At 66.2% G+C, this 20,556-nt stretch carries 20 protein-coding genes and 1 pseudogene; 10 read left to right on the forward strand and 11 right to left on the reverse strand.

All coding sequences use genetic code 11. The annotated features are described in order from the left end of the window. Positions 1-214: pseudogene (locus AZG88_RS20010) on the reverse strand (malic enzyme-like NAD(P)-binding protein); the annotation flags it as partial. A 449-nt stretch (positions 215-663) separates the two neighbouring features. Between AZG88_RS20010 and AZG88_RS20015 the strand changes: the two are divergent. Further along, complete coding sequence (locus AZG88_RS20015) at positions 664-972, forward strand: hypothetical protein (protein ID WP_226955507.1); 309 nt, start codon at positions 664-666, stop codon at positions 970-972. Positions 973-993: 21 nt separating this feature from the next. Here the strand turns inward: AZG88_RS20015 and AZG88_RS20020 are convergent, their stop codons facing one another. The 7 genes from AZG88_RS20020 to AZG88_RS20045 form a co-directional block, all read right to left on the reverse strand. Next, positions 994-2,751, reverse strand: a complete 1,758-nt coding sequence (locus AZG88_RS20020) for an MOSC and FAD-binding oxidoreductase domain-containing protein (RefSeq protein ID WP_061698698.1) — start codon at positions 2,749-2,751, stop codon at positions 994-996. Between the two features lie 11 nt (positions 2,752-2,762). After that, positions 2,763-2,897 carry a hypothetical protein gene (locus AZG88_RS55055; RefSeq protein WP_269455050.1) on the reverse strand — a complete coding sequence of 45 codons (135 nt, stop codon included), beginning with the start codon at positions 2,895-2,897 and terminating at the stop codon, positions 2,763-2,765. Further along, positions 2,894-4,219: an MFS transporter gene (locus AZG88_RS20025; protein ID WP_061045816.1), complete on the reverse strand. Its 1,326-nt coding sequence runs from the start codon at positions 4,217-4,219 to the stop codon at positions 2,894-2,896. Before AZG88_RS20025 ends, AZG88_RS55055 begins: the two co-directional genes overlap by 4 nt. Positions 4,220-4,325: 106 nt before the next feature. Next, a complete protein-coding gene (locus tag AZG88_RS20030; RefSeq protein ID WP_061698699.1) occupies positions 4,326-5,561 on the reverse strand; it encodes a hypothetical protein in 1,236 nt (411 codons plus the stop codon). After that, positions 5,558-5,803 (reverse strand): hypothetical protein, encoded by a 246-nt coding sequence (locus AZG88_RS20035; protein WP_025432719.1) that lies wholly within the window; start codon positions 5,801-5,803, stop codon positions 5,558-5,560. The genes AZG88_RS20030 and AZG88_RS20035 overlap by 4 nt, the downstream gene beginning before the upstream one ends. Beyond that, complete coding sequence (locus tag AZG88_RS20040) at positions 5,800-6,444, reverse strand: VOC family protein (RefSeq protein WP_025432720.1); 645 nt, start codon at positions 6,442-6,444, stop codon at positions 5,800-5,802. The genes AZG88_RS20035 and AZG88_RS20040 overlap by 4 nt, the downstream gene beginning before the upstream one ends. Before the next feature lie 23 nt (positions 6,445-6,467). Then, positions 6,468-7,226: a maleate cis-trans isomerase family protein gene (locus AZG88_RS20045; RefSeq protein WP_061698700.1), complete on the reverse strand. Its 759-nt coding sequence runs from the start codon at positions 7,224-7,226 to the stop codon at positions 6,468-6,470. Positions 7,227-7,483: 257 nt separating this feature from the next. Here AZG88_RS20045 and AZG88_RS20050 point away from each other — a divergent pair, with 257 nt between their 5' ends. The 5 genes from AZG88_RS20050 to AZG88_RS20070 all read left to right on the forward strand — a co-directional run bounded on the left by AZG88_RS20050 (position 7,484) and on the right by AZG88_RS20070 (position 16,239). Further along, on the forward strand, positions 7,484-9,586 hold the full coding sequence (locus AZG88_RS20050; protein ID WP_005242408.1) for a hydantoinase/oxoprolinase family protein: 2,103 nt from the start codon (positions 7,484-7,486) through the stop codon (positions 9,584-9,586). A gap of 11 nt (positions 9,587-9,597) precedes the next feature. Beyond that, entirely contained in the window at positions 9,598-11,922 is a 2,325-nt protein-coding gene (locus tag AZG88_RS20055; protein WP_061045820.1) for a hydantoinase B/oxoprolinase family protein, read from the forward strand. 43 nt (positions 11,923-11,965) lie between these two features. Then, the gene (locus AZG88_RS20060) at positions 11,966-13,663 is read left to right on the forward strand and encodes a (2,3-dihydroxybenzoyl)adenylate synthase (protein ID WP_061698701.1); all 1,698 of its coding nucleotides are present in this window, start codon (positions 11,966-11,968) and stop codon (positions 13,661-13,663) included. Positions 13,664-13,834: 171 nt separating this feature from the next. Beyond that, positions 13,835-15,418: an FAD-dependent monooxygenase gene (locus tag AZG88_RS20065; protein ID WP_061045822.1), complete on the forward strand. Its 1,584-nt coding sequence runs from the start codon at positions 13,835-13,837 to the stop codon at positions 15,416-15,418. A 38-nt stretch (positions 15,419-15,456) separates the two neighbouring features. Next, complete coding sequence (locus tag AZG88_RS20070) at positions 15,457-16,239, forward strand: TetR/AcrR family transcriptional regulator (protein WP_197436388.1); 783 nt, start codon at positions 15,457-15,459, stop codon at positions 16,237-16,239. A 37-nt stretch (positions 16,240-16,276) separates the two neighbouring features. Here the strand turns inward: AZG88_RS20070 and AZG88_RS20075 are convergent, their stop codons facing one another. Next, complete coding sequence (locus tag AZG88_RS20075; protein ID WP_061698702.1) at positions 16,277-16,705, reverse strand: nitroreductase/quinone reductase family protein; 429 nt, start codon at positions 16,703-16,705, stop codon at positions 16,277-16,279. Positions 16,706-16,823: 118 nt separating this feature from the next. Beyond that, entirely contained in the window at positions 16,824-17,012 is a 189-nt protein-coding gene (locus AZG88_RS20080) for a ChaB family protein (RefSeq protein ID WP_025432723.1), read from the reverse strand. Positions 17,013-17,344: 332 nt separating this feature from the next. On the opposite strand from AZG88_RS20080, the gene AZG88_RS20085 reads away from it, so the two are divergent. Beyond that, complete coding sequence (locus AZG88_RS20085; protein ID WP_025432724.1) at positions 17,345-17,599, forward strand: hypothetical protein; 255 nt, start codon at positions 17,345-17,347, stop codon at positions 17,597-17,599. After that, positions 17,596-17,802 carry a hypothetical protein gene (locus AZG88_RS20090; protein ID WP_005242421.1) on the forward strand — a complete coding sequence of 69 codons (207 nt, stop codon included), beginning with the start codon at positions 17,596-17,598 and terminating at the stop codon, positions 17,800-17,802. The genes AZG88_RS20085 and AZG88_RS20090 overlap by 4 nt, the downstream gene beginning before the upstream one ends. 59 nt (positions 17,803-17,861) lie before the next feature. On the opposite strand, the gene AZG88_RS20095 is transcribed toward AZG88_RS20090, so the two are convergent. Further along, positions 17,862-19,154: a helix-turn-helix transcriptional regulator gene (locus AZG88_RS20095; protein ID WP_082833403.1), complete on the reverse strand. Its 1,293-nt coding sequence runs from the start codon at positions 19,152-19,154 to the stop codon at positions 17,862-17,864. Positions 19,155-19,302: 148 nt separating this feature from the next. Here AZG88_RS20095 and hxlB point away from each other — a divergent pair, with 148 nt between their 5' ends. Both hxlB and hxlA read left to right on the forward strand, forming a co-directional pair. Further along, complete coding sequence (gene hxlB / locus AZG88_RS20100; protein WP_061698703.1) at positions 19,303-19,884, forward strand: 6-phospho-3-hexuloisomerase; 582 nt, start codon at positions 19,303-19,305, stop codon at positions 19,882-19,884. A 36-nt stretch (positions 19,885-19,920) separates the two neighbouring features. Continuing rightward, a complete protein-coding gene (gene hxlA, locus AZG88_RS20105) occupies positions 19,921-20,550 on the forward strand; it encodes a 3-hexulose-6-phosphate synthase (protein ID WP_005242427.1) in 630 nt (209 codons plus the stop codon). Positions 20,551-20,556: the final 6 nt, after the last annotated feature.

The raw sequence follows: 20,556 nt of genomic DNA on the forward strand, positions 1-20,556 counted from the left end.
GAGCAGCGGCGGCGACTGCCTCCGCGACAGCGGGGGCGACGCGAGGATCGAGCGGGCTGGGAACGATCTTGTCTACAGCCAGCTCGTCACCGACGACCGAGAGGATTGCCTCGGCGGCGGCGAGCTTCATACCTTCGGTGATCCGGCGGGCACCGGCATCGAGCGCACCCCGGAACACCCCGGGGAAGGCCAGCACATTATTGATCTGGTTCGGGATGATCACCTCCGGTGCGTCGAACAGGATGTTGCCGCGGGCCACCCGCGCCGCCACCGCGTCGGCGCCCAGGCCGTCGGCGGCCAGGTCGGTGCGCCACTGCTCGCGCATCCGGGTCAGCAGGGCGTCGCGGACGTGCCCTTCACGAGATCGCCCGCTGCGGCGATCTCGTCCGCCATCGCCACCTCGGTGACGAACAGTTCATTGCCCCGACGTCCACGCCGTTGGTGCGGATGCGCTCGGACTGGCTGGCGGGCGCATTGAACCCGGGTGCGCACGCCGCCGCATACTTCTACGAGGCGGTCCGGTGACTTCTTCCCGACCTGAGCAACTGGTCGTACACGCGCTGCTCGGGAGCCATGGCGCGACGGTCACCGCGCAGGCAGCTGACGATCGACGAAGCGCCGCGATACGGCGGGCACGATTCCGGCGCAAACCCTGTCGAGCACATGCTCGCCGGTCTTGCCGCTGCCTCGCTGGTAGTACATCGGCTGCTCGGCGAGGTCGCGATAGCCGAGTCTGCCACGCTCACAGTGTCAGCGAGCTTGAACGTCGACCGGGTCATGGGAACCGATGACGGCGCCGTCATCGAAGTGATTCGTCTGGACTGGCACGTGGCGAACGCTGAACACGCCGAGCGCTTGCGTGCGGCGCTTCCCCACCTTGCGAGTCGTCGACCGGGGCAAGCTCTGATCGATGCTGCATCCGTATCCACGGAAGCCGTGTCCATCCGTGAGTTGACGACTGCGGACGAGTAGCCAGGGAGGCCCCGCGGCTTGTCAGAGATCGAGAACGAGGTCGGTTTCGGGTTGCGAGCAGCACAAGAGCGTCGTGCCCGGCGTCGGGGGCTCCAGGGGGTCCGGCCGGTATCGAACGGTCCCGGAGAGGATCGGGGTCTGGCAGGTGTGGCACACGCCGGTGCGACAGGACCAGCGGGTCGGAACGTCGCAGGCTTCGGCGAAATCGAGGACTGTGCCGTACTCATCACTCCATGGCACGGTGAGTCCGCTGCGGGTGAACGTGATGCGCAGCCCGGTGCCGACGGGTCCCGGGGGCTGGTGCGGCGGCGGGGTGTGGGTGGCGTCGGTGAGGCCAGGGTTGATGGCCGGGAGTGCGCCGAACAGCTCGGTGTGGATGCGTTCGGACTCCACACCGATGTGCATGAGTGCCTCACGCAGCGCGGCCATGAACGCGTTGGGACCGCACAGGTAGGTGGTCACGTTGGCGGGCAGGGCCAGGGCGGCCAAGGCTTCGCGGTTGATGCGGCCGGGGATGGCCGGCGGATCCAGGCTCTCCGTCGGACTCTGGGCGGTGTAATAGACGTGTTCGTGACCTCGGTCGACGCTGGTCAGCAGCCGGTGCGCTTCGGCCGCGAAAGCGTGTTCGGCGGCTGAATGGGCGGTGTGCAGCCACCAGATGTCGCGCTTGCTGTGGGCTGCGGCGAGTGCATGCAGCATCGCCAGAACGGGGGTCACCCCGACGCCGGCCGAGAGCAGGAGCACGGGCGTGGTGTCGTCGTGGTCTTCGGGAAGGACGAAATCACCACGCGGAGAAGCGACGTCGACGGTGTCGCCGACGCGTAACTGCGTGTGGAGATAGGTGCTGACGAGGCCGTGGGTCTCGCGTTTGACGCTGATGCGGTACTCGTCGTCCGACGGGGCGGCGGACAGCGAATAGTTGCGGACCGGTGGTGGGTCGGCGGCGCCGGCGACGCGGAGGGTGAGGTACTGGCCGGGTTTCGGCCGGGTCAAGGGGGCGTCGTCGTCTGGTGCCAGGTGGATCGACGCCACGGTTGTGCTTTCGGGGACGATTCGTGAGACGCGCAGCGGCCGGAAGCCGGCCCAGCCGTCCCGTTCGGCGCCGACGGGCGGCTCGCCGGCACCTGACTGATGCTCTGCGGCGTCGAGCAGATCGCGAAAAGATCGCTGCCAGCCGGGACTGAGCGCGGGGATGTCCACTGCTTTCCGGAGTTGGCCGATGTCCCGGTCGGGTAGGTAGAGCAGCGCGTCGATCGCGGCGACGCTCATGCGGTGTCGGCCGATCCGGGTGCGGATGATCTCGTCGCCGGCTTGCACCTGGCCTTCGGCGATGACCCGGAAGTAGAACCCGGGCCGGTGGTGGGCGACGAGCAGTGCCGGCATCTCGGGTTCACCCAGGCGCATTCCGACCCGATAACAAGTGACGCGTGGCTGAGTGACCTCGAACTCGGCGTCACCGATGCGATAGCGGTCACCGATGTGCACCTCGTCGTCGGGCAGGCCGTCGACGGTGAAGTTCTCACCGAACTGACCGTATTCGAGATCGTCGCGATCGAGATGCCGCCGCCAGAAGTCGTAGGACTGACATTGGTAGACGAGTACGGCACGCATTTCGCCGCCGTGACCGTCGAGGTCGCCTTGACCGTCGCCGTCGATGTCGAGCGTGCGGACCATGCGTGGACCGTCGACGGGGTACTTGAAGATGCCGGTGTGGACGGTCCGGCCTTGCCAGGGCACGTCTTTCGGCATGCCGACGTTGAGCGACTGCAGGCGTGCCATTGTGCGACCCCTTACTGTTTCGCGCGGAACAGGTTGCCGGAGGTGTCCATCGTTCGCGCCCCGGTCATCGCGATGAGCAGCTTCGTCATGTCGCAGAACATCCTATATCCGACTGTGATCTGCGCCACTCCTGGCCCGATGGTCATGAAACGGCTTTCCGATCGACATTTGCGGCCGCGGAGGGACGCTGGGTCTGAGCGAATCGGTGGATCGGTGTGCGCTGAGGAACGAGCACGGTCAGGATGGCACCGACGACGGCCGGTGCCGCGAAAGCCACCAGTTGCCAGTTGGTTCCGGTCCCGATCGCGACAAGGACACCACCGTAGGTGGGGCCGACGATCGCTCCGATCCGGCCCACCCCCAAAGCCATACCCAGTCCTGTGGCACGGCTCGTCGCAGGGTACGAACTGCCGATGAATGTGTTGAGAAGGATCTGGGTGCCGGTCGTGCCGACTCCGGCGAGCAACACCAACAAGTAGACGACTGCCAACGGCGGAGCGGTGGTAACGAGCAGCAGTGCAATCGCGGCGCACAAAAAGAATGCTGCGGTGACGGGTTTGATCCCGTACCGGTCAGCGAGCACAGCGCCGCCGAGGGCGCCGAGGGCGCCTCCGATGTTCAGGGTCAGGAGGAAAGACAGGGACGCGCCCAGAGGGTATCCGGCCGATTTCATCAGCGCGGGAAGCCAGGTCGCCACGCCGAACAACACGAGTAAACAGAGCAGCGTCATGCACCAGAACAACAGGGTCGTGACAGTGCGGTCGATACCGAAGAGTGCGCGTAGGCCACGTTCCCGACTGGGCGTGGTGAAAGTCGGGGCGGCGGTGCGTGCGAGGCGATACCGGTCGGCAATCGCTGCCGCGGCGGCATGTTCTCCGCGGGAAGCGAGGTAGTCGGGTGATTCCGGGAGGTACGCGAGCATCAGGGGCAAGAACATCAGCGCCGGCACTATGCCGGCGAGAAACATCGATCGGAAGCCGTGGGTGGGCACCAGCCACAGGGAAAGCACTCCGGCGAGTATGCCGCCGATGCAGGTGCCGACAAACCCCACGGCCACGGAACGGGCCCGGGCACGGGGTTCGGCGAATTCGAGCAGAGTGGCGGCGGCGGTGGGCATGAGGACACCGGCGCCGAGTCCGACGGCGAAGCGTCCCGCCCCGAACACCTCGGGGGTGGGTGCGATCGCGCACGCACCCATGGCTGTGGAGAACATGACGACGGCGGCGAGGAGGGTGCGGCGGCGTCCCCACCGATCGGCAACTGCCGCGGCCAGAAGGGCGCCGACGAGCATGCCGATGCCGGTGAGCGAGCCCAGCATCCCGACGTCGGTGGCGTCGAGGTCCCAGGGCGTGTACTGGAGCAGTGACGGAACCACTGTTCCGTACATGAGGAGGTCGTATCCCTCGAGGACGAGGGCCATCAGGCAGAGCCCGACAACGGGGGCTGTGGGTGGAATTCGGGCACGCATCGGTTTCTCCGCTCGGAGGGTAGCCCAGACCAACGACCGCGGTGGCCTCCGGAACAAGTCAGGTCACTGCGGCGCGAGGTCCGGAAAATCGAGTTGTGGTGTCTGTCTACGGGAATCTGGTTGTCAGCCACGCGCCGATGTCGGCGGCGGCGAGGCTGGCACCGGTGGGTGCGCCGTCGCGGATCGGTCCGCCGAAGTGGGTGCCGGCGACGCGGACGTGGGTTTTGTCCGTCGACCCGAGCGCATCGCACATCGTCTTGGCGTCGTCGGGGAAGCAGGCTTGGTCTCCGGTGAGTTCGACGAACAGTGTCGGTGCGGTCACCGTCGGGGCGCAGCGGAGGAAGTCGGCGTTGCTGCTGAGTCCGGACCAGGTCGACAGCCAGGCGTCCGGCGTGGCGAGGCGTCCGAAGCCGACGAGTCCGTAGTTGGTCAGGTCGGGTCGCCGGCCGAACAGTGACCCGTAAGGGCGTTCGTTCGGGTTCAGCGATAGATCGACGAACCGCAGGTCCGCATCGGTGCGATAGACGGTGAGGACGCGGGGTGCGAGGGCAGCGCGGCGATCCGCTGGATCGGCGGTGCTTTTGTACCGGCGGCGCGCGTCGGCGGCTTCATCGACGCGTCGCCGGGCGATGGTGTCGAGGCGGGCGATGCGGTCGTGCTGCGCTTGGCGGTAGCGGGTGATGAATTCCGGTGAGTAGGAGGAACTGTGGGGTGGTTCGGCGAATCCATTCGCAGGATCGAACGGATTCAGGTCCGGATCTGCCGAGAGCGGGTCGGACTCGTCGACGACCGACGGGTCGATCAGCCGCAGCAGCAGTGCACCCTGACCGGGATGCGGCGCCATGAATATCGCCGCGTCGGGCCGGGGCATCTCGGCCTCGGCCAGGTCGATGGGTCTACCCGCGGGGGTATGGGTCAACCGCTCCCCCGACGGCAAACCGGCTTGCTGGTGGTAGAACGCGAAGAGGGTTCCGCCGCCGGAATGGCCGAGGGTGACGACGTGGTCGAAACCCTTCTCCCGCAGGAACACTTGCCCGGCCGCAGCATCGAGCAAGGCTTGCTCGTGCACTAGAGCGATGTCGTTGTTGACCGATCGGGTGCCCTGCGTCCATACCGCGAATCCGCGGGCGAGCAGTTCGGGCACGAGCACGTGGTGGGTCAGATCCTGGCGCGGGTGCATCAGCGCGACGACGGTGTGTGCGCCGGGCACCACCCGAAGGACACCGGAGATCTTCGCTCCGTCCGCGGTCGGGAGTTCGTGCACCGACGTGACGGCGGTGTCGGGGGCCTGGGCGGCGTCGATGTACCGTCCGGCCCCGAGCCGGGGGGTGCTCTCGCTCATTGCGGCTCGACTCTCATGGCGTCCTTGTCCCACTGTGTGATTCGGGACCCCGCCAATCCGGCGACGCTGCTGTACCAGACGGCGTGGCGGCAGCCGGTGGCGCGGCGGTCGATGACGATGGCCGAGTCGGAGACGATTCGGAAGTAGGGTCCGACGTGGTCGACGGTGACCGCCGGGTTGCGACCGGCCACCTCGGCAACAGCCGCGTTCTCGGGGACGTCGAGGACGAACAGTGTGGTCATCGGGTCGCCATCTCCTTCGAATCCTGCTCCTGCTGCCAGGCCGCTGCCCGTTCGGTGATCAGTTCGGCTTTGCGGGTGAGCAGCGCGGCCATGCTGGGGTCCGGCCCGGTCACCACGTCGACCAGGGCGTCGATGGTGAGATTGGCGTCGAGGTCTTCCTGCGGGGTGACCGGGCGCAACGCCCGGGTGATCTCGATCATGTAGCCATTGGGGTCGTGTGTGTAGATCGACTCGATCGTCTCGTGCTGGATCTGCATCTCCACTGGCCACGCACTGTGGTCCAAGCGGCGCCGGTATTCCATCAGATCGTCTTCGCTGTCGACGTGGATTGCCAGGTGGCGGGAGCGGATGAAGAAGACGGGGACGTCCTCGCCGAATCGGGAGTACGAGTCGCCCTGCGGGCCGCCGTCGAACGGTTCCAGTCCGAAGTAGTAGAAGAAGGCCAATCGGTCGTCGTTGCCGATATCGAAGAAGAAATGGATGAAGTCGGGGTGTTTCTCCGGGCCCCAGCCGGCCGCGCAGATCGAGTGCACGACTGGGAACCCGAGAACGTCGCGGTAGAACGTGACGGTGGCGGCGGGGTCGAATGTCGGGTAGGCGACGTGGTCGACGCCTTTGACCGTGTGTTGCAGTTCGGACATGGTGAACTCCAATGGGTTCGGGGCTACGGAAGGGCGGGGGCCGGAGCATCGGCACGCAGGAGACCACCGGCTCCGGGGATGTCGACCGGAAGGTCGAGCGCCCGCAGCAGGCTGTAGACGCCGGCGGTGGCGGCCGAGAGAACAGGCAGGCCGAACTCGTCTTCGGCCGCTTGGACGAGGTCGAGTGAGGGCATTTGCACGCACGCGGAGATCACCAGCGCGTCGGCTCCGGTGCGGTCGAGCGATCGGGCAGCGTCCATGACCCGGTCGCCGGGGATACAGCCAACCTCCGCGTTGTCGGCGACCTCGAGGGCTCGCCAGTCCGATACCTGAATTCCTTCGGCCTCGATGTACGCGACGACCTGCTCGGCGAGGGGACGCATGTAGGGGGTGACCAGGACGATCCGTTCGGCATGGACCGCGCGGAGGGCTTCGACGAGTGCACCCGCGCTCGAGCGGATCGCCGCCTCCGAACCGCCGGTGGCCAGCTGCTCGGCGATCAGCCCCTCCACCCGCTGATGTTCTCCGGGCCCCACCGACATCAGGGCGACCAGGCATGCGTAGAGGATGGCGTCGACACCGGCATCACCGAGTTCGAGGATGCACCGCTCACGTTGGGCGTTCATCGCCCGCAACTGTTCCGGGGACACGGACTGCATCCGCATCCGGCTCGAGTGAAACGAGAACCGCGCGTCGGCATGTCGGTTGAGCAGTGCCGGCATTTCCGTCTCGACCGTCACATTCGAACTCGGTACGACGAGTCCGATGCGATGAATGCCCATGTTGTGACCTTTCCGATGTGGAGTCGGACGTAGATTTACGTCTGTGACGAGTATTCGACGCCAACGACGATTCGTCAAGACCTGGGTGGCCGGAGCATGGGTTGACCGCGATTCCCTTCACGCACGTGACTGCACTCACAGTTGCCTCTTGACATGTCATCATTCACGTCGAATACTCGACACAGACGTAAGGAGTGTTCGAGGATGACCTCACACCGTCCCCTGAATTCCCCCCAGCACGAAGGAGCGCAGCTGCAATGGCATTTGTGATCGGAGTGGACGTCGGTGGCACGTTCACCGACGCGGTATTGGACGACGATGCCGGCACTGTTCTCGCCGCGAAGGCCCCCTCGACGCCGCCGGACTACTCCCGCGGCGTGATCGATGTCCTCGAGGCACTAGCCGAGCAATTGGGCTGCCCCATCGAGGAAATGCTCGCCAACACCCACCACATCGCGCACGGCACCACGTCGTCGCTCAACGCGCTCGTCACGGGCAACGTGCCCCCGGTCGGCTTCCTCACCACCAAGGGCCACCGCGACTCCATCTACATCATGAACGTCGAGGGCCGATACCTGGGTGGCTCACCGGAACAGTTGCAAAACGTCATGGGGCAGAGCAAATCTCATGGCCTGGTACCGAAGAAGCATGCCCTGGAAGTAACCGAACGACTCGACCGGGACGGCAACGTCGTCGTCGCACTCGACGAAGAATCCGCCCGTCGAGCCATCCGCGCGCTTCTCGCCGACGGCATCACCGCGATCGCGGTCTCACTGCTGTGGTCGTTCCGCAACCCCGCGCACGAACAGCGCATTCGCGAACTCGTCCACGAGATCGACCCGACGGTGTTCGTGTCCCTGTCGAGTGAGGTGAGCCCACGCATCCGCGAGTTCGCCCGCAACGCGACAACCATCATGAGCACCCAGATCGGGCCGGGGCTGCGGGACTACCTCGGTTCGCTGGAGTCGAAGCTGCGGGAACGCAAACTCGCCGGACCACTGCTGGTGATGCAGAGCAACGGCGGCGCCGTCGCGGCGGCCGAGGCACCGAAGAACGCCATCAGCACCGTCGGTTCGGTGCTGACCGGTGGTGTGGTCGGCGCGGTATCCCTCGGCAAGCAACTCGGCCACCGCAACATCATTGCCACCGACGTGGGCGGCACCACCTTCCTCGTCGGCCTCGTTGTCGACGGCGAACCCGTCCGGGCGTCCAGCACGATCATCAACCATCACCCGATCAACGTCCCCACCCTCGAGGTGCACGCCATCGGATCCGGCGGCGGCGCCATCGCCTGGGTCGATCCCGGCGGCAATCTGCAGATCGGCCCCCACAGCGCCCAGGCCGTCCCCGGCCCGGCCTGCTACGGCCAGGGCGGCACCGAACCGACCAACGCCGACGCGAATCTGGTGCTCGGAATCCTGCCCGAACGCGGGCTCCTCGGCGGCCGTAAGCCGCTGGACAAGGACCTCGCACGGGACGCGATCCGCACCAGGATCGCCGAACCCCTCGGGCTGTCGGTCGAAGACGCGGCCGCGGCCATCTACGCCGTGCAGAACGCGCAGACCGGTGACTTGCTACGCAAGACGGTGGTCGAGGCGGGACACGACCCCCGCGACTTCGTGCTCTACGCCTTCGGCGGTGCCGGCCCAGCCCACTGCGCCGCCTACGCCCGAGAGGTCGGCGTCAAGGAAGTCATCGTCCCGCTCGGGCAGGTGGCCTCGGCGTTCTCCGCCTACGGATTGGCGTCGTCCAACATCGTCCTCGCCGCTGAATTGTCCGACCCGGCCGCCATGCCGCTCGATCCTGCCCGTGCCGAGCGCAACTTCGCCCAACTCGAGGCCCAGGTTCTCGAGCAACTCAACCGGCAGGGGTTGACCTTCACCGGGGTGGAGATCGAACGCGAGATCGACATGCGCTACACCATGCAACTCGCGGAGGTAGCGACAGCGGTGCCTGCCGGCAGTCTCGACGCCACCGGTATCCATGCCGCGTCGGACCTCTTCGAGCGGCGGTACGCCGAACTCTACGGAAAAGACAGCGGCTTCCGTGAGGCCGGAATCCAGGCCATCACCTACCGTGTGCGGGCCACCGGCCTCCTGCCGTTCTCCCCGACGCTGCCAGAGGTCAAGTCCGCGGACTCCGCCGATCCCACACCAGCACATATCGGAACCCGAAAAGTGTGCCTGGACGGCAGGATCGGCTACGTCGACACCGACGTCTACGACTACAGCACACTGCTCGCCGGACACGTCCTGCACGGCCCGGCCATCATCGAAGTCCCGACGACCACCGTCGTCGTTCCCCACGACACCACCGGCACCGTCGACCGCCTCGGCAACCTCACCATCGTCGCCCAGTAGGAGCACCGAAGATGACCATGCAAATCCCCGGCTCCGAAATCTTCTCGAGCCGACCGATCGACCCCGACGCACTCGCGCGATCGCTGCCCCCGACGCTGGAAGTCCACACCGTCACCCAGGAGCACATCGACAACCTCGACCCACTGACCTACGAAGTCATCCGGCACCGGCTGTGGTCGGTCACCGACGAAATGGGCGAAGCACTCAAACGCATGTCCGGCTCCCCCATCGTCACCGACGCCAACGACTTCGACTTCGCGATCAGCGACGAGATCGGCCAGGAAGTGCAGGTCGGCCTGTACAACACGATGCTCGTCGGCGCCGTCGACCTCGCCATCTACTGGACCCTCCAGCACCGCGCGACCAACCCGGGCATCACCGAGGGTGACATGTTCCTGTGCAACGACCCCTGGGTCGGCGGCGGACTGCACCAGAGCGACGTGATCGTCTACCAACCAATCTTCCACGAGGGCAAGCTCTTCGCCTGGACCAGCGCCATCTGCCACGAACCCGATCTCGGCGGATCCGGGCTCGGCTCGTTCGACCCCTCCGCAAAGGACGTGTTCTCCGAGTCGCTGCCGACACCCCCCATCAAGGTGGTCCGCGACTACGAACTGCAACGCGACGTCTCCGACGCCTGGGTGCGCCGCTCGCGGGTGCCGATGCTGGTCGGGCTCGATCTGCGCGCGAAGATCGGCGCCAACACCGTGGGCCGCAACCGACTGCTCGCGGTGATCGAGCAGTATGGTGCCGACACCGTCAAGGCCGTGATGAAGCGGATGATGGCCGACGCCGAGGGACGTCTGCGCGGCAAGCTCACCTCGCTGCCCAACGGCACCTGGAAGGCCACCGGCTACCAGGATCAGTCACACACCGGCGACCGCGGAATCCACAAGATCACCGTGGCCATGACCAAGACCGCCGACCACCTCACGTTCGACTTCACCGGCACCGACCCGCAGACCGGCGTCATCAACTGCACCTACGCGGGCATGCGCGGCGGTGTCATGCTCGCCCTGCTTCCGATCCTCGCCGGGGACATCCCCTGGTCCGCGGGCGGACTGATGCGCTGCTTCGACCTGGTATCCGAAGAGGGCACGATCAACAACGCCACCTTCCCCGCCGCGGTCAGCCGCGGACCCATCGGACCCGCCTGGCTCACCGGCACCCTGATTGCCGAATGCCTGTCGCAGATGCTCGACCGGTCGGTCGATCTCGGCAAGAGCGTGCAGGCCGCGTGCTGCGGCACGTGGGACACCGCCGTGATCGCCGGCCTCGACGAACGCCCCGAACAGTCGGTGCCGTTCCTCAACATCATGATGGAGCCGATGGCGGGCGGCTACGGGGCACGCCCCACCGCCGACGGCATGGACACCGGCGGCCTCTTCTGCATCCCGATGGGCCGCATCCCGGACACCGAGATGACCGAGTTCCTCTACCCGCTACTCACCCTCTGGCGCCGCGAGGAACCCGACTCCGGCGGACCCGGACGGCAGCGCGGCGGTGTCAGTGCCTCCATCGCGATCACCCCCTACGGCACCAGCCTGCCGATGGGCCTGGTACTGGCGTCGGCGGGCAAGGCCGTCGCCCAGAACAACGGTCTCGCAGGCGGATACCCGGGTAACACCGGCGTCGAGGTCCTCGCCCGCGGCACCGACATCGTCGAACAGTTCGCCGCCGGCCGCATCCCCGACGCCCTGACCGATCTCGGCGGCGGCCGTGAGCTGGGAGCGTGCTACGCCGAGAGCTACGTGGCACCCGGTGAGGTGCTGTACATGCATTGGCAGGGCGGCGGCGGCTACGGTGATCCGTTGCTGCGCGACCCGGCCGCCGTTTCAGCCGACTTCCGCGAAGGCAAGGTCACTGAACACGGTGCCGAGACCGTCTACGGCGTCGTCCTCTCCGATGGAGACGTCGATGAGATCCGGACGTCGGATCGGCGAGACGAGATGCGCACGGAGCGCCGAGACCGCTCCGGGGCTACTCCGTCCGATGCCCCCGTGCTCGACCTGACCGGAGCTCGCAGACTCGACGACAACTTGGCAGAGGTCACGATCGGAGACACCCGCGCGATCGCCTGCGCCCAGTGCGGACGCCTGCTCGGAGACGACAAGAACAACGCCACCCTCGACCTCGCCCGGTTCGAAGGCCCCTCCTCGACCGCCGGACCACAGGTGACCTCCGATCCGCGCGAGTACGTCGACGCCCCCGTCGTATTCCGGCAGCTGTGCTGCCCCGGCTGCTGGACCGCCATCTACTCCGGCATCGTCCCCGCTGATCACCCCGATCACGCCCTCGACATCGCCCGCCTCCTCCCTGCGATAGCGGAGCGATAATGTCCACGAAACCCGTGATGACACCGGAAGCAGGAGGACTGCGGTGACCTTCTCGGATTGGGGCGGACGCCTCGTCACCTTCCCAGCGGATCGGGCCAGGCACTACCGCGAAAGCGGGATGTGGAGCGCCGATCCCACCGGGCGGCGACTGCACCGTATCGCCACCCGGTTCCCGGATCGAACGGCGGTGATCAGTGCGGAGGGTTCGATGAGCTTCGCCGAACTGGACCGTCGGACCGACCAGGTCGCGGCCGGACTGGTCCGGCTCGGGTTCAACCGGCTCGATCCGGTCGTCTTCCAGCTGACCAATCGCCTGGAGACCGTCCTCGCCTGGTACGGCTGCCTCAAGGCAGGCCTGGTCCCCGTCGCGACTTTGGCCGCGCACCGCATGCACGAGATCGGGCACGTCAGCCGGAAAGTCGGCGCCGTCGGGCACATCGTCGAGGCCCATACCGCGGGATTCGATCTCGTCGAGTTCGCACGCGAACACGCCGCCGGGCATCCCAGCATCCGGCACATCATCAGCGTCGGCGACGAGGCGGGCAAGGATCAGCCGGGCGTGACCCGACTGGAAGACATCGGTCCCGAAACCGATCCCGCCGCAGCCCGTGCCGTGGTCGAACAGGTCGAAGCGCAGATCGACCCACTCGACGTCGTCGCGTTCCAGCTGTCCGGCGGTACCACCGGTGTGCCCAAGGTCATTCCGCGCATCCACGCCGAATACTGGAACAACGCCCTGCTCTACGCACAGCGGCTCGGCTGGGACGAACACAGCCGCGTGGCGCACCTGATACCGATCATCCACAACGCCGGAATCTCGTGTGGGTTGCACGCGGCGCACTCCGTCGGCGCGTCCCTCGTCCTGGCCACCGCCGACGCTCCCGCCGCGTTCGAGTTGATGGCACGGACGGCGGCGACCGAAGTCCTCATCGGACACGGTCACTACCAGGCGGTTCTGACCCCCGACTTCGACAAGGCCCGCACGTCTCTCCGACGCGTCGTGCTGTCGGGCGCCAAGGTTCCACCCGAACTTTTCGACCGCGTCGACGACGGTGCCGGGCACTGGGCAGGTCAGCTGTTCGGCATGTCCGAAGGGCTGTTGACGGTGACCCCGCTCGACTCCTCCACCCACGCTCGCCTGACGACCGTGGGAACCCCGATCGCGTCCGACGACGAAATTCGCATCCTCGAGCCGGGTACCGAGATAGATCTCCCCGACGGCGGCGTCGGAGAACTGTGCTGCCGCGGCCCGTACACGATCCCCGGCTACTTCGACGCCTCGGAACACAACGTGGACGCCTTCACATCCGACGGCTTCTACCGCACCGGTGATCTCGCCGCATTCACCGTCATCGACGGAAAGCGGTACCTGTCGATCGAGGGCCGAATCAAGGACCTCATCAACCGGGGCGGGGAGAAGATCAACGCTGAGGAACTCGAACTTCTCCTGCTCGAACACCCCCGTATCGCCAACGCGGCGGTAGTCGCCATGCCCGACCCCCGACTCGGGGAGAAAACCTGCGCATATCTGGTGGCCACCACCGGAGAACCGTTGTCGATGAAAGCCATTCAAGACCATCTGGCTCAGCTCGGTGTCGCGAAGTTCAAGTGGCCGGAACGGCTCGAATGGGTGCCGTCCTTGCCGCACACCAATGTGAACAAGATCGACAAGAAGCGTTTGCGCGCCGAGATAGCCGCGAAACTGCTCGCCGAGGCCGATGCACGCGGCGCGGTCGTGTAGAACCACCCGTCACCCGGTTCTGTTGACGATCAACACCTTCGGGGCACGTCCACACGGGCGTGCCCCGAAGACGATCACTCGCCACATGACATCTACTGAACGCATCACATTGACTTGTTCGACATGAACGTAGAATAATCGACTTAAACGTCACACAGACTGGAGTTTGCCATGAATCTCGAGCGAGTCGCAGTTCTCGGAGGTGGACCCGGCGGCCTGTATGCCGCAAGACTGCTCAAACTCAGCCATCCGGACGCCGAGGTGACGGTGTACGAACAGAGCGCCCCGGACAAGACATTCGGATTCGGCGTCGGACTCGCCTCCCGCACCCAGCGCAATCTTCGCGAGGCCGATTCGGCATCACTGGAGGCCATCGTTGCCGCTGCACACCCGCACGACATGTCGATGCAGGTCGGCGAGCACATCGCCCGCCTACAGAACGGCGACCTCCTCGCGATCGCGCGCACATCCCTGCTCGAAGTACTGCAACAGCAAGCCCGGCAGGCCGGCGTCCGACTGCACTTCGGTGAACGCCGGGACATCGCCGACCTCGACGCGGACCTGATCATCGCGGCCGACGGCATCAACAGCGGAACGCGCACACAACTCGCAGACCGCTTCGATCCACATATCGACACCGGCACCGGCCTGTACCTCTGGTGCGGAACCGATTTCGCTCTGCCGAGCGCAATATTCACACCGGCCACCACCGAGCACGGCACCTTCGTCGCACACGCTTACCCATACGCGCCACACCGCAGCACCTTCCTCATCGAAACCGACGAGGACACCTGGCGGCGGGCAGGATTCGACGTATCCACCGAGAAGACAGCACCGCTCGACAGCGACGAAACCTCACTGCACTATCTGCAAGCAGCGTTCGCCGACACTCTGCAACACCACCCGCTGATCGGTAACCGCACCCGCTGGATGCGCTTCCGCACCATCACGTGTGGGCACTGGCACAGCGGCAACGTCGTACTCCTCGGCGACGCCGCCCACACAGCGCACTACTCCATCGGCTCGGGCACCAAACTCGCCATGGAGGACGCCATCGCACTCGATCACGCACTCACCGCCTCCCCGAACGTCGAGGAAGCGCTCGCGCAATACGAACGAACTCGCCGCCCCGCCGTCGAATACCTCCAGCGCATCGCGCATCGCAGCGAACTCTGGTGGGAGTCCTTCCCGCAGCGGATGGCACTTCCGGTCGAACAGTTGCTCATCGCCTACATGACCCGCGCCGGAAAGGTCAGTCTCAACCGATTCCACGACACCGCGCCCGCGCTCGTGCGGAAGGGCCTGGCGAGCTACGCGGACGTGCCTGCCGACGCGATCCCCGACACGGACATCACGGATTGGACAATCGGGCAACCGCTCGACCACGGTGACTGCCGATTCGAGCACCGGATCGCACCGCCGGACCTGCGCGATGCCACCACCACCACAGTGCTCGACATCGACTTCGACTCCGCGTGGTGCCCGGAGGCCACCGCACTCGTCGAGACTGCACCGACCGCGCGAACTCTCTGGCTCACCGGCCCACCCACCCGCTCATCGCTGCTCAGCAGGCTCGATTTCGCCGAACGTCTCGGTCACCACACGGACGCAGTCGTCGTCGTCGAGGCCCCCACTTCCTGCCGCGCAGATGTCGCAGCAGGTTTGGCCAGCGTACGGATGCACCTCGCGTTCTTCCGTGATCCGGCGACGTCGGACGCTGATCCGGCGCTTTCCGGGTTGCGGGTCTCGACATGAGTACGCGACCAGTGACCAGCGCCGGTTATCCTTCGGACATGACAAGCGAGGAGGCCGCGAACGAGCGCCGACCCCGAGGCCGGGGCAAATCCCGTACCACCGATCAGACTGCGACCGAGAGCGCGGGCATCCGCAGCAACCCCCGCCGTGAGCTGGTGGAAAAGCAGATCATCGAGCAGGCCACTCGACTGTTTGCCGAACGAGGATTCGCGAGCACCACACTGCAGGACATCGCCGACGCAACCGGCCTGACACGGCCGGCCCTCTATCACTACGTGGCCAACAAAGACGAGCTCCTCTCCCGCCTGGTCAGCGAGAGCACTGAGACACCGGCCGCATTGCTACATACCATCAACGAGCGCACCGATCTGGGTCCGACGGAAAAGCTCCGCGAGATGGCCACCGCCATCGCACTGCATCAGGCGCAGGCCCCAGATCGATTCCAGTTGATCGTCCGATCGGAAGCCGAACTACCCGAAGACATCTCACGTAACTACGAGCAGAGCCGTCGACACGTGCTCAAGGAATTCATTCACGTCGTCGAAGACGGTATCCGCACCGGTGAGATGCGACCGGTCGATCCGCGAACCGCAGCTCTGGCCGTCATCGGCATGCTCAACTGGATCGCCTGGTGGCATCAGCCGGGCAACGCAGACGACGACCGAGTAATCGCGACTCAACTCGCAGACATGGCAGTACGCTCCTTGGTCCACCAGGATCCGCAGTCGGCGACCCCGGAAGGCCCCGCACGAGCAATCGCCATGATCCGCCAGGACCTGAACTACCTCGAACGGCTGCTCGACGAATCACGCCCCGACTGACCGCGCTCGACAGCAACGTGCCCCGATCTGATGGAGGTCACGCGCGTCGCAGCGCCAGCACGGGGATCGTCCGGATACCCGCGGTCTTCTGCGCGTACTCCGCAAAGCCGGGATACCGGCGCGCCTGCTCGGCGAAGATCCGATCCCGTTCGTCACCGGTCACCTCGACGACGGTCACCGGGAACTGCTCGGTGCCCCGTTCGACCTCTGCCGTACCTGCGGTGACGAGGTTGTAGTACCAGTCGGGATTGGTCGGGGCACCGGCCTTGGAAGCGAAGACGTAGATAGTGTCCGGACCTTGCTCATCGGGTAGATACATCATCGGGCTCACGCGATCGCGCCCAGTCTTACGGCCCCGGTGGTGAACCAGCACCACCGGGGCGCCCTCGAATGGGCCACCCACTCGGCCCTGGTTTGCCCGGAATTCGGCAATGATGTTCGCGTTCCAGTCGTCGGGAGTGCTCATCCTCGGAATTGTCCTAGCCCGGCGCGGGAACAGGCGGCATTTCCGGTCGACGTTGCCGACTCGTGTCGCACTCGTTCCCGTGCTGACCGAGATGGCGACCAGTGCGGCACCGACAGAATCAGCCCTGCTTGGGCACCCAGTGGTCGGTGACGAGCTCGTAACTCTGTTTGAGCTCCCCGTACGCCGCTCGCTGGGCCTCCTCGCCCTCGCCGTACCGCCGAACGGCCATCTCATGGGCCGTCGCGAAGGCCGCCTGCACCTCCTTCGACGATCGCCGCAGTGTCTGTGGGAGCTCGGTTCGGTTCACCGCTCCACTCCTTCTCGGTCGTGGCCGTGATGTACTCCTCGATTGTCCGCCCGGGACCCCCGCGACGGTACCGGGTTGACCGGGTTTTCCGATTCCGGCCACGGGCGGCCCGGGCTCGGCACTGCCGGCACCTGCGCGCCCCCGGGCGGGGTCTGCGCAGGGAATCCGGCACCCACACGCATCGAAGCGTGCCTCCACGGTGGCCTTCCAACGGTGTAGACCGGGGAAACACCTGGCACCGGGCACCGGTATGGGTAACAATGACCTCGGAAAACACACAGCAACGCCAAATTCATTCTCGCCGAAGGGAAGTCCGTACCGGAGGAGACTCGATGCCCGTTTCGACACACACATTGTTACAGCACGTCCAGGATCGCACCACCGACCTACGCCGATGGTTGGATACCGGCGACAACACCACCGCCCTGACGGCGTATCTGCGCGACGAACCCGTCGACCACCGATGGCTCACCACCTACAAGCGACTCACGCACGACCTGCTGAGGGCGGTCGACCACGCCCGCTCGCCCAGGGCGCCGCACAAAACGCCGATGCCGAACGTCGGCCGTCCGCCGGACCGTCGATGAACAACGACCAACGCCGGGCGCTCGAGCACGTACGCGACACCTGCGCCATGCTGCACAGCTTCCTGACCACCCACCCGAGCGACCGACCCCCCGAACTGGTCCGATCGGCCACCTTCGAGCAGCTCACCGACGACCTCCTCGACGCCGTCACCGCAGCGCAGAACGCCGGCATCCCCGAACAACGCATCTTCGACAGCATGTGACAACCGTCTGCTGGCCCAGTTCGTGGCCGAAGCCCCCACCGGAATCACAGTTCGGCTCTCTAGCTGGTGCCGGGCGCGGAATACGCATCGCCAGGTGCAATTCCCGCTCGTATTCCGATTGCTCCGGCCTCCCCACGGTTGGCGACGTCGAGTTTCTTCAAGACGCTCGCGACGTGGAATTTGATGGTGCTCTGGCTGATCCCGAGTTCCTCGGCGATGGCACGATTGCGTTTGCCCACCGCGAGGTGAGCGAGGACTTCGAGCTCGCGGGGGTTCAGGGTGGACAGAAGATGCTCGTCGGGACGGGCGGCGGGCGGGTCCAAGGGGATGGTCAGCGTCACCCGGCTCCCCCAGCCGGCGATGGACTCGATGTCGATCCGGCCGCGCAACGTGTGCAGGCGTCCGGACAGTTGGCGAGTCAGTGCATTGCGGTCGATGGTTCCGGGCCCCTGGTCACGGACCTCGATCAGGACGTTGTCACCGTCGCAGTCCCACGCGATCCGCAGCCGGGGCAGCATCGGTTGTGCGCCGAATGCCAGCACGATGGCGCGGACCATCGCGCGCGCCGCATGCGCCACCTCACCAGGGAGCGGACGGCCGTCGGCCGGCGGGTCGACATAGTCGACGTCGACCTCCCGATGCCGCAAGAGAGGTCGCAATTCGCCCTGCAACCTGGCGAATGCCGTGGTGACCGCCTCCTCGGACAGGGCCCGATCGGCGGCACCCGCCGACCGCAGCGCAATCAGTGCGGCCGATGCCGTCTCGCTCGCCGTGATGCGCGACCGCCGATCGTCGAGGTCGTTCGAGCGCAGAGTTCCGAGGATCGACGACAGGGTCGCCTCGTGCACCTCCGTCAGTTCGGCGATGGTGCGGGCGCGTTCACTCGACGCCGCCCGTGACTCGGCGAGATAGTCGGGGCTGGCCTGTGCCACCTGGTGCTGGATGGAGGTCGCGACGATCCCGAACATCGCCGCGACCCCATCGGGGTCGGGTGCGCCCGTCCGAGATGGCCGCGGAACCAGGACGAGCAAGGTGTCGCCGGAGTCGCGGACCGCCCAGACTCGGCGGCGTCCACCTCCCAGCGAACGGATTCCGGCGAAGACACCACCGGGTTCGATGGATTGTTTGATCTCGTCGAGTTCGTCGATGGTCACCCGGTCGACGATCTCGCGGTTACCTGCAACTTTGCGCGGGCGCCCGGTGCATTCACGGGTGAAGATCACCAAGGCATCGTGCGACCACAATGGGCCCAGGAACCGGGAGAAGCGGGCCGCGATGTCCGGGAGCGGTCCCGTAATCACCTTCCGCATCTCCACCCAGGCATCGACCTGCAACCGAACAGAGTCCTCCACGCTTACCACCCGTCAACCGTATGACTGGTCGCCGCGAGAAGGCACTGGCCAAGCGGCCAGCCCGAACCCGCCGACCGGCCGGGTGCCCCAGCGCACCGGGGTCGGCAGCCTTGGGATCAGACCCGAACCGCTACCACCGAGGAGGACCATGACCGTCACCGTCGAGCAGACACGCACACGGTTCAGTGACGGGCGCCGCATCGTGCTCGACGAGAACGAGCGCCTACTCAATTCCGTTGCCGCAGAACAGTGGGACCGCGCCGGCTTGCTCATCACGACTGCGCGGGCAGTGTTCGTGATCGGCAACGGGCGCAGCGGCCTGGCCGTCCAGATGGCGGCGATGCGACTGATGCACCTCGGCCTGCGTGTCCATGTGGCCGGGGAGGTCACCGCCCCTGCCATCGGCGGCGGCGATCTGCTGATCGCCGTCTCCGGGTCGGGCACCACCGCCTCGGTGGTCGGCGCGGCCGATACCGCGAAGAAGGTGGGTGCCTCGGTCCTGGCAGTCACTACTTCCATGGACTCGCCACTCGCCCGGCGCGCCGACGAGGTCCTGGTCCTGCCGGCGGCCGACAAGCAGGACCACAGCGCAGCCATCACCCGCCAGTACGCGGGCAGCCTGTTCGAACAATCCGTGCTCCTCGCATTCGACGCACTGTTCCAGGCGTTGTGGAGCAATGAAGACCAGACCGCCGAGCGGCTGTGGGAACGCCACGCCAACATCGGCTGACCACGAATCCCATCACAAGATAACCAGGAGAAACACATGACGAAGCTGCAGGTTGCAGTCGACCTTCTCACCACCGCCGACGCGCTGGCCCTGACCAACAAGGTCGCCCCGTACGTCGACATCATCGAACTCGGGACCCCGCTGATCAAGAGCGCCGGCCTCAGCGCAATCAGCGCGATCAAGGCGGCGCACCCGGACAAGGAGGTCTTCGCCGACCTCAAGACCGCCGACGCCGGCTTCCTCGAGGCCGACCTGGCCTTCTCCGCCGGCGCAGACCTGGTTACCGTCCTCGGCGCTGCCGGTGATGCCACCATCAAGGGTGCCGTCGAGGCAGGTCAGAAGCACGGCAAGAAGGTCGTCGCCGATCTGATCGGCGTCGAGAACCGTGTCGAGCGGGCCCGCGAGATCTCCAAGCTCGGTGTCGCGTTCGTCGAGATCCACGCCGGCCTCGACGAGCAGGCCCAGCCCGGGTACTCCATCCAGACCCTCCTCGACGACGGCAAGATCGCCGGTGTCCCGTTCTCCGTCGCCGGCGGCGTGAAGGTCGACACCATCGCCGCCGTCCGTGACGCCGGTGCCGACGTCGCCGTCGCCGGCGGCGCCATCTACAGCGCCGAGGACCCCGCCGCAGCTGCGAAGGCCCTCAAGGAAGCACTGACCAAGTAGCACGCG

Origin of the sequence: Rhodococcus sp. LB1 (assembly GCF_001583455.1) — a bacterium.
In the GTDB taxonomy this organism is placed as follows: domain Bacteria; phylum Actinomycetota; class Actinomycetes; order Mycobacteriales; family Mycobacteriaceae; genus Rhodococcus_F; species Rhodococcus_F opacus.

What these genes read in the sequence shown, in the direction of transcription:
- AZG88_RS20035 (WP_025432719.1), bottom strand. Translation starts at nt 5,803, where the DNA reads ATGACCACACTGTTCGTCCTCGACGTCCCCGAGAACGCGGCTGTTGCC.
- AZG88_RS20075 (WP_061698702.1), bottom strand. Translation starts at nt 16,705, where the DNA reads ATGAGCACTCCCGACGACTGGAACGCGAACATCATTGCCGAATTCCGG.
- AZG88_RS20050 (WP_005242408.1), top strand. Translation starts at nt 7,484, where the DNA reads ATGGCATTTGTGATCGGAGTGGACGTCGGTGGCACGTTCACCGACGCG.
- AZG88_RS20045 (WP_061698700.1), bottom strand. Translation starts at nt 7,226, where the DNA reads ATGGGCATTCATCGCATCGGACTCGTCGTACCGAGTTCGAATGTGACG.
- AZG88_RS20025 (WP_061045816.1), bottom strand. Translation starts at nt 4,219, where the DNA reads ATGCGTGCCCGAATTCCACCCACAGCCCCCGTTGTCGGGCTCTGCCTG.
- hxlA (WP_005242427.1), top strand. Translation starts at nt 19,921, where the DNA reads ATGACGAAGCTGCAGGTTGCAGTCGACCTTCTCACCACCGCCGACGCG.
- AZG88_RS20065 (WP_061045822.1), top strand. Translation starts at nt 13,835, where the DNA reads ATGAATCTCGAGCGAGTCGCAGTTCTCGGAGGTGGACCCGGCGGCCTG.
- AZG88_RS20040 (WP_025432720.1), bottom strand. Translation starts at nt 6,444, where the DNA reads ATGTCCGAACTGCAACACACGGTCAAAGGCGTCGACCACGTCGCCTAC.
- hxlB (WP_061698703.1), top strand. Translation starts at nt 19,303, where the DNA reads ATGACCGTCACCGTCGAGCAGACACGCACACGGTTCAGTGACGGGCGC.
- AZG88_RS20090 (WP_005242421.1), top strand. Translation starts at nt 17,596, where the DNA reads ATGAACAACGACCAACGCCGGGCGCTCGAGCACGTACGCGACACCTGC.
- AZG88_RS20020 (WP_061698698.1), bottom strand. Translation starts at nt 2,751, where the DNA reads ATGGCACGCCTGCAGTCGCTCAACGTCGGCATGCCGAAAGACGTGCCC.
- AZG88_RS55055 (WP_269455050.1), bottom strand. Translation starts at nt 2,897, where the DNA reads ATGACCATCGGGCCAGGAGTGGCGCAGATCACAGTCGGATATAGGATG.
- AZG88_RS20085 (WP_025432724.1), top strand. Translation starts at nt 17,345, where the DNA reads ATGCCCGTTTCGACACACACATTGTTACAGCACGTCCAGGATCGCACC.
- AZG88_RS20055 (WP_061045820.1), top strand. Translation starts at nt 9,598, where the DNA reads ATGACCATGCAAATCCCCGGCTCCGAAATCTTCTCGAGCCGACCGATC.
- AZG88_RS20015 (WP_226955507.1), top strand. Translation starts at nt 664, where the DNA reads ATGCTCGCCGGTCTTGCCGCTGCCTCGCTGGTAGTACATCGGCTGCTC.
- AZG88_RS20070 (WP_197436388.1), top strand. Translation starts at nt 15,457, where the DNA reads ATGACAAGCGAGGAGGCCGCGAACGAGCGCCGACCCCGAGGCCGGGGC.
- AZG88_RS20030 (WP_061698699.1), bottom strand. Translation starts at nt 5,561, where the DNA reads ATGAGCGAGAGCACCCCCCGGCTCGGGGCCGGACGGTACATCGACGCC.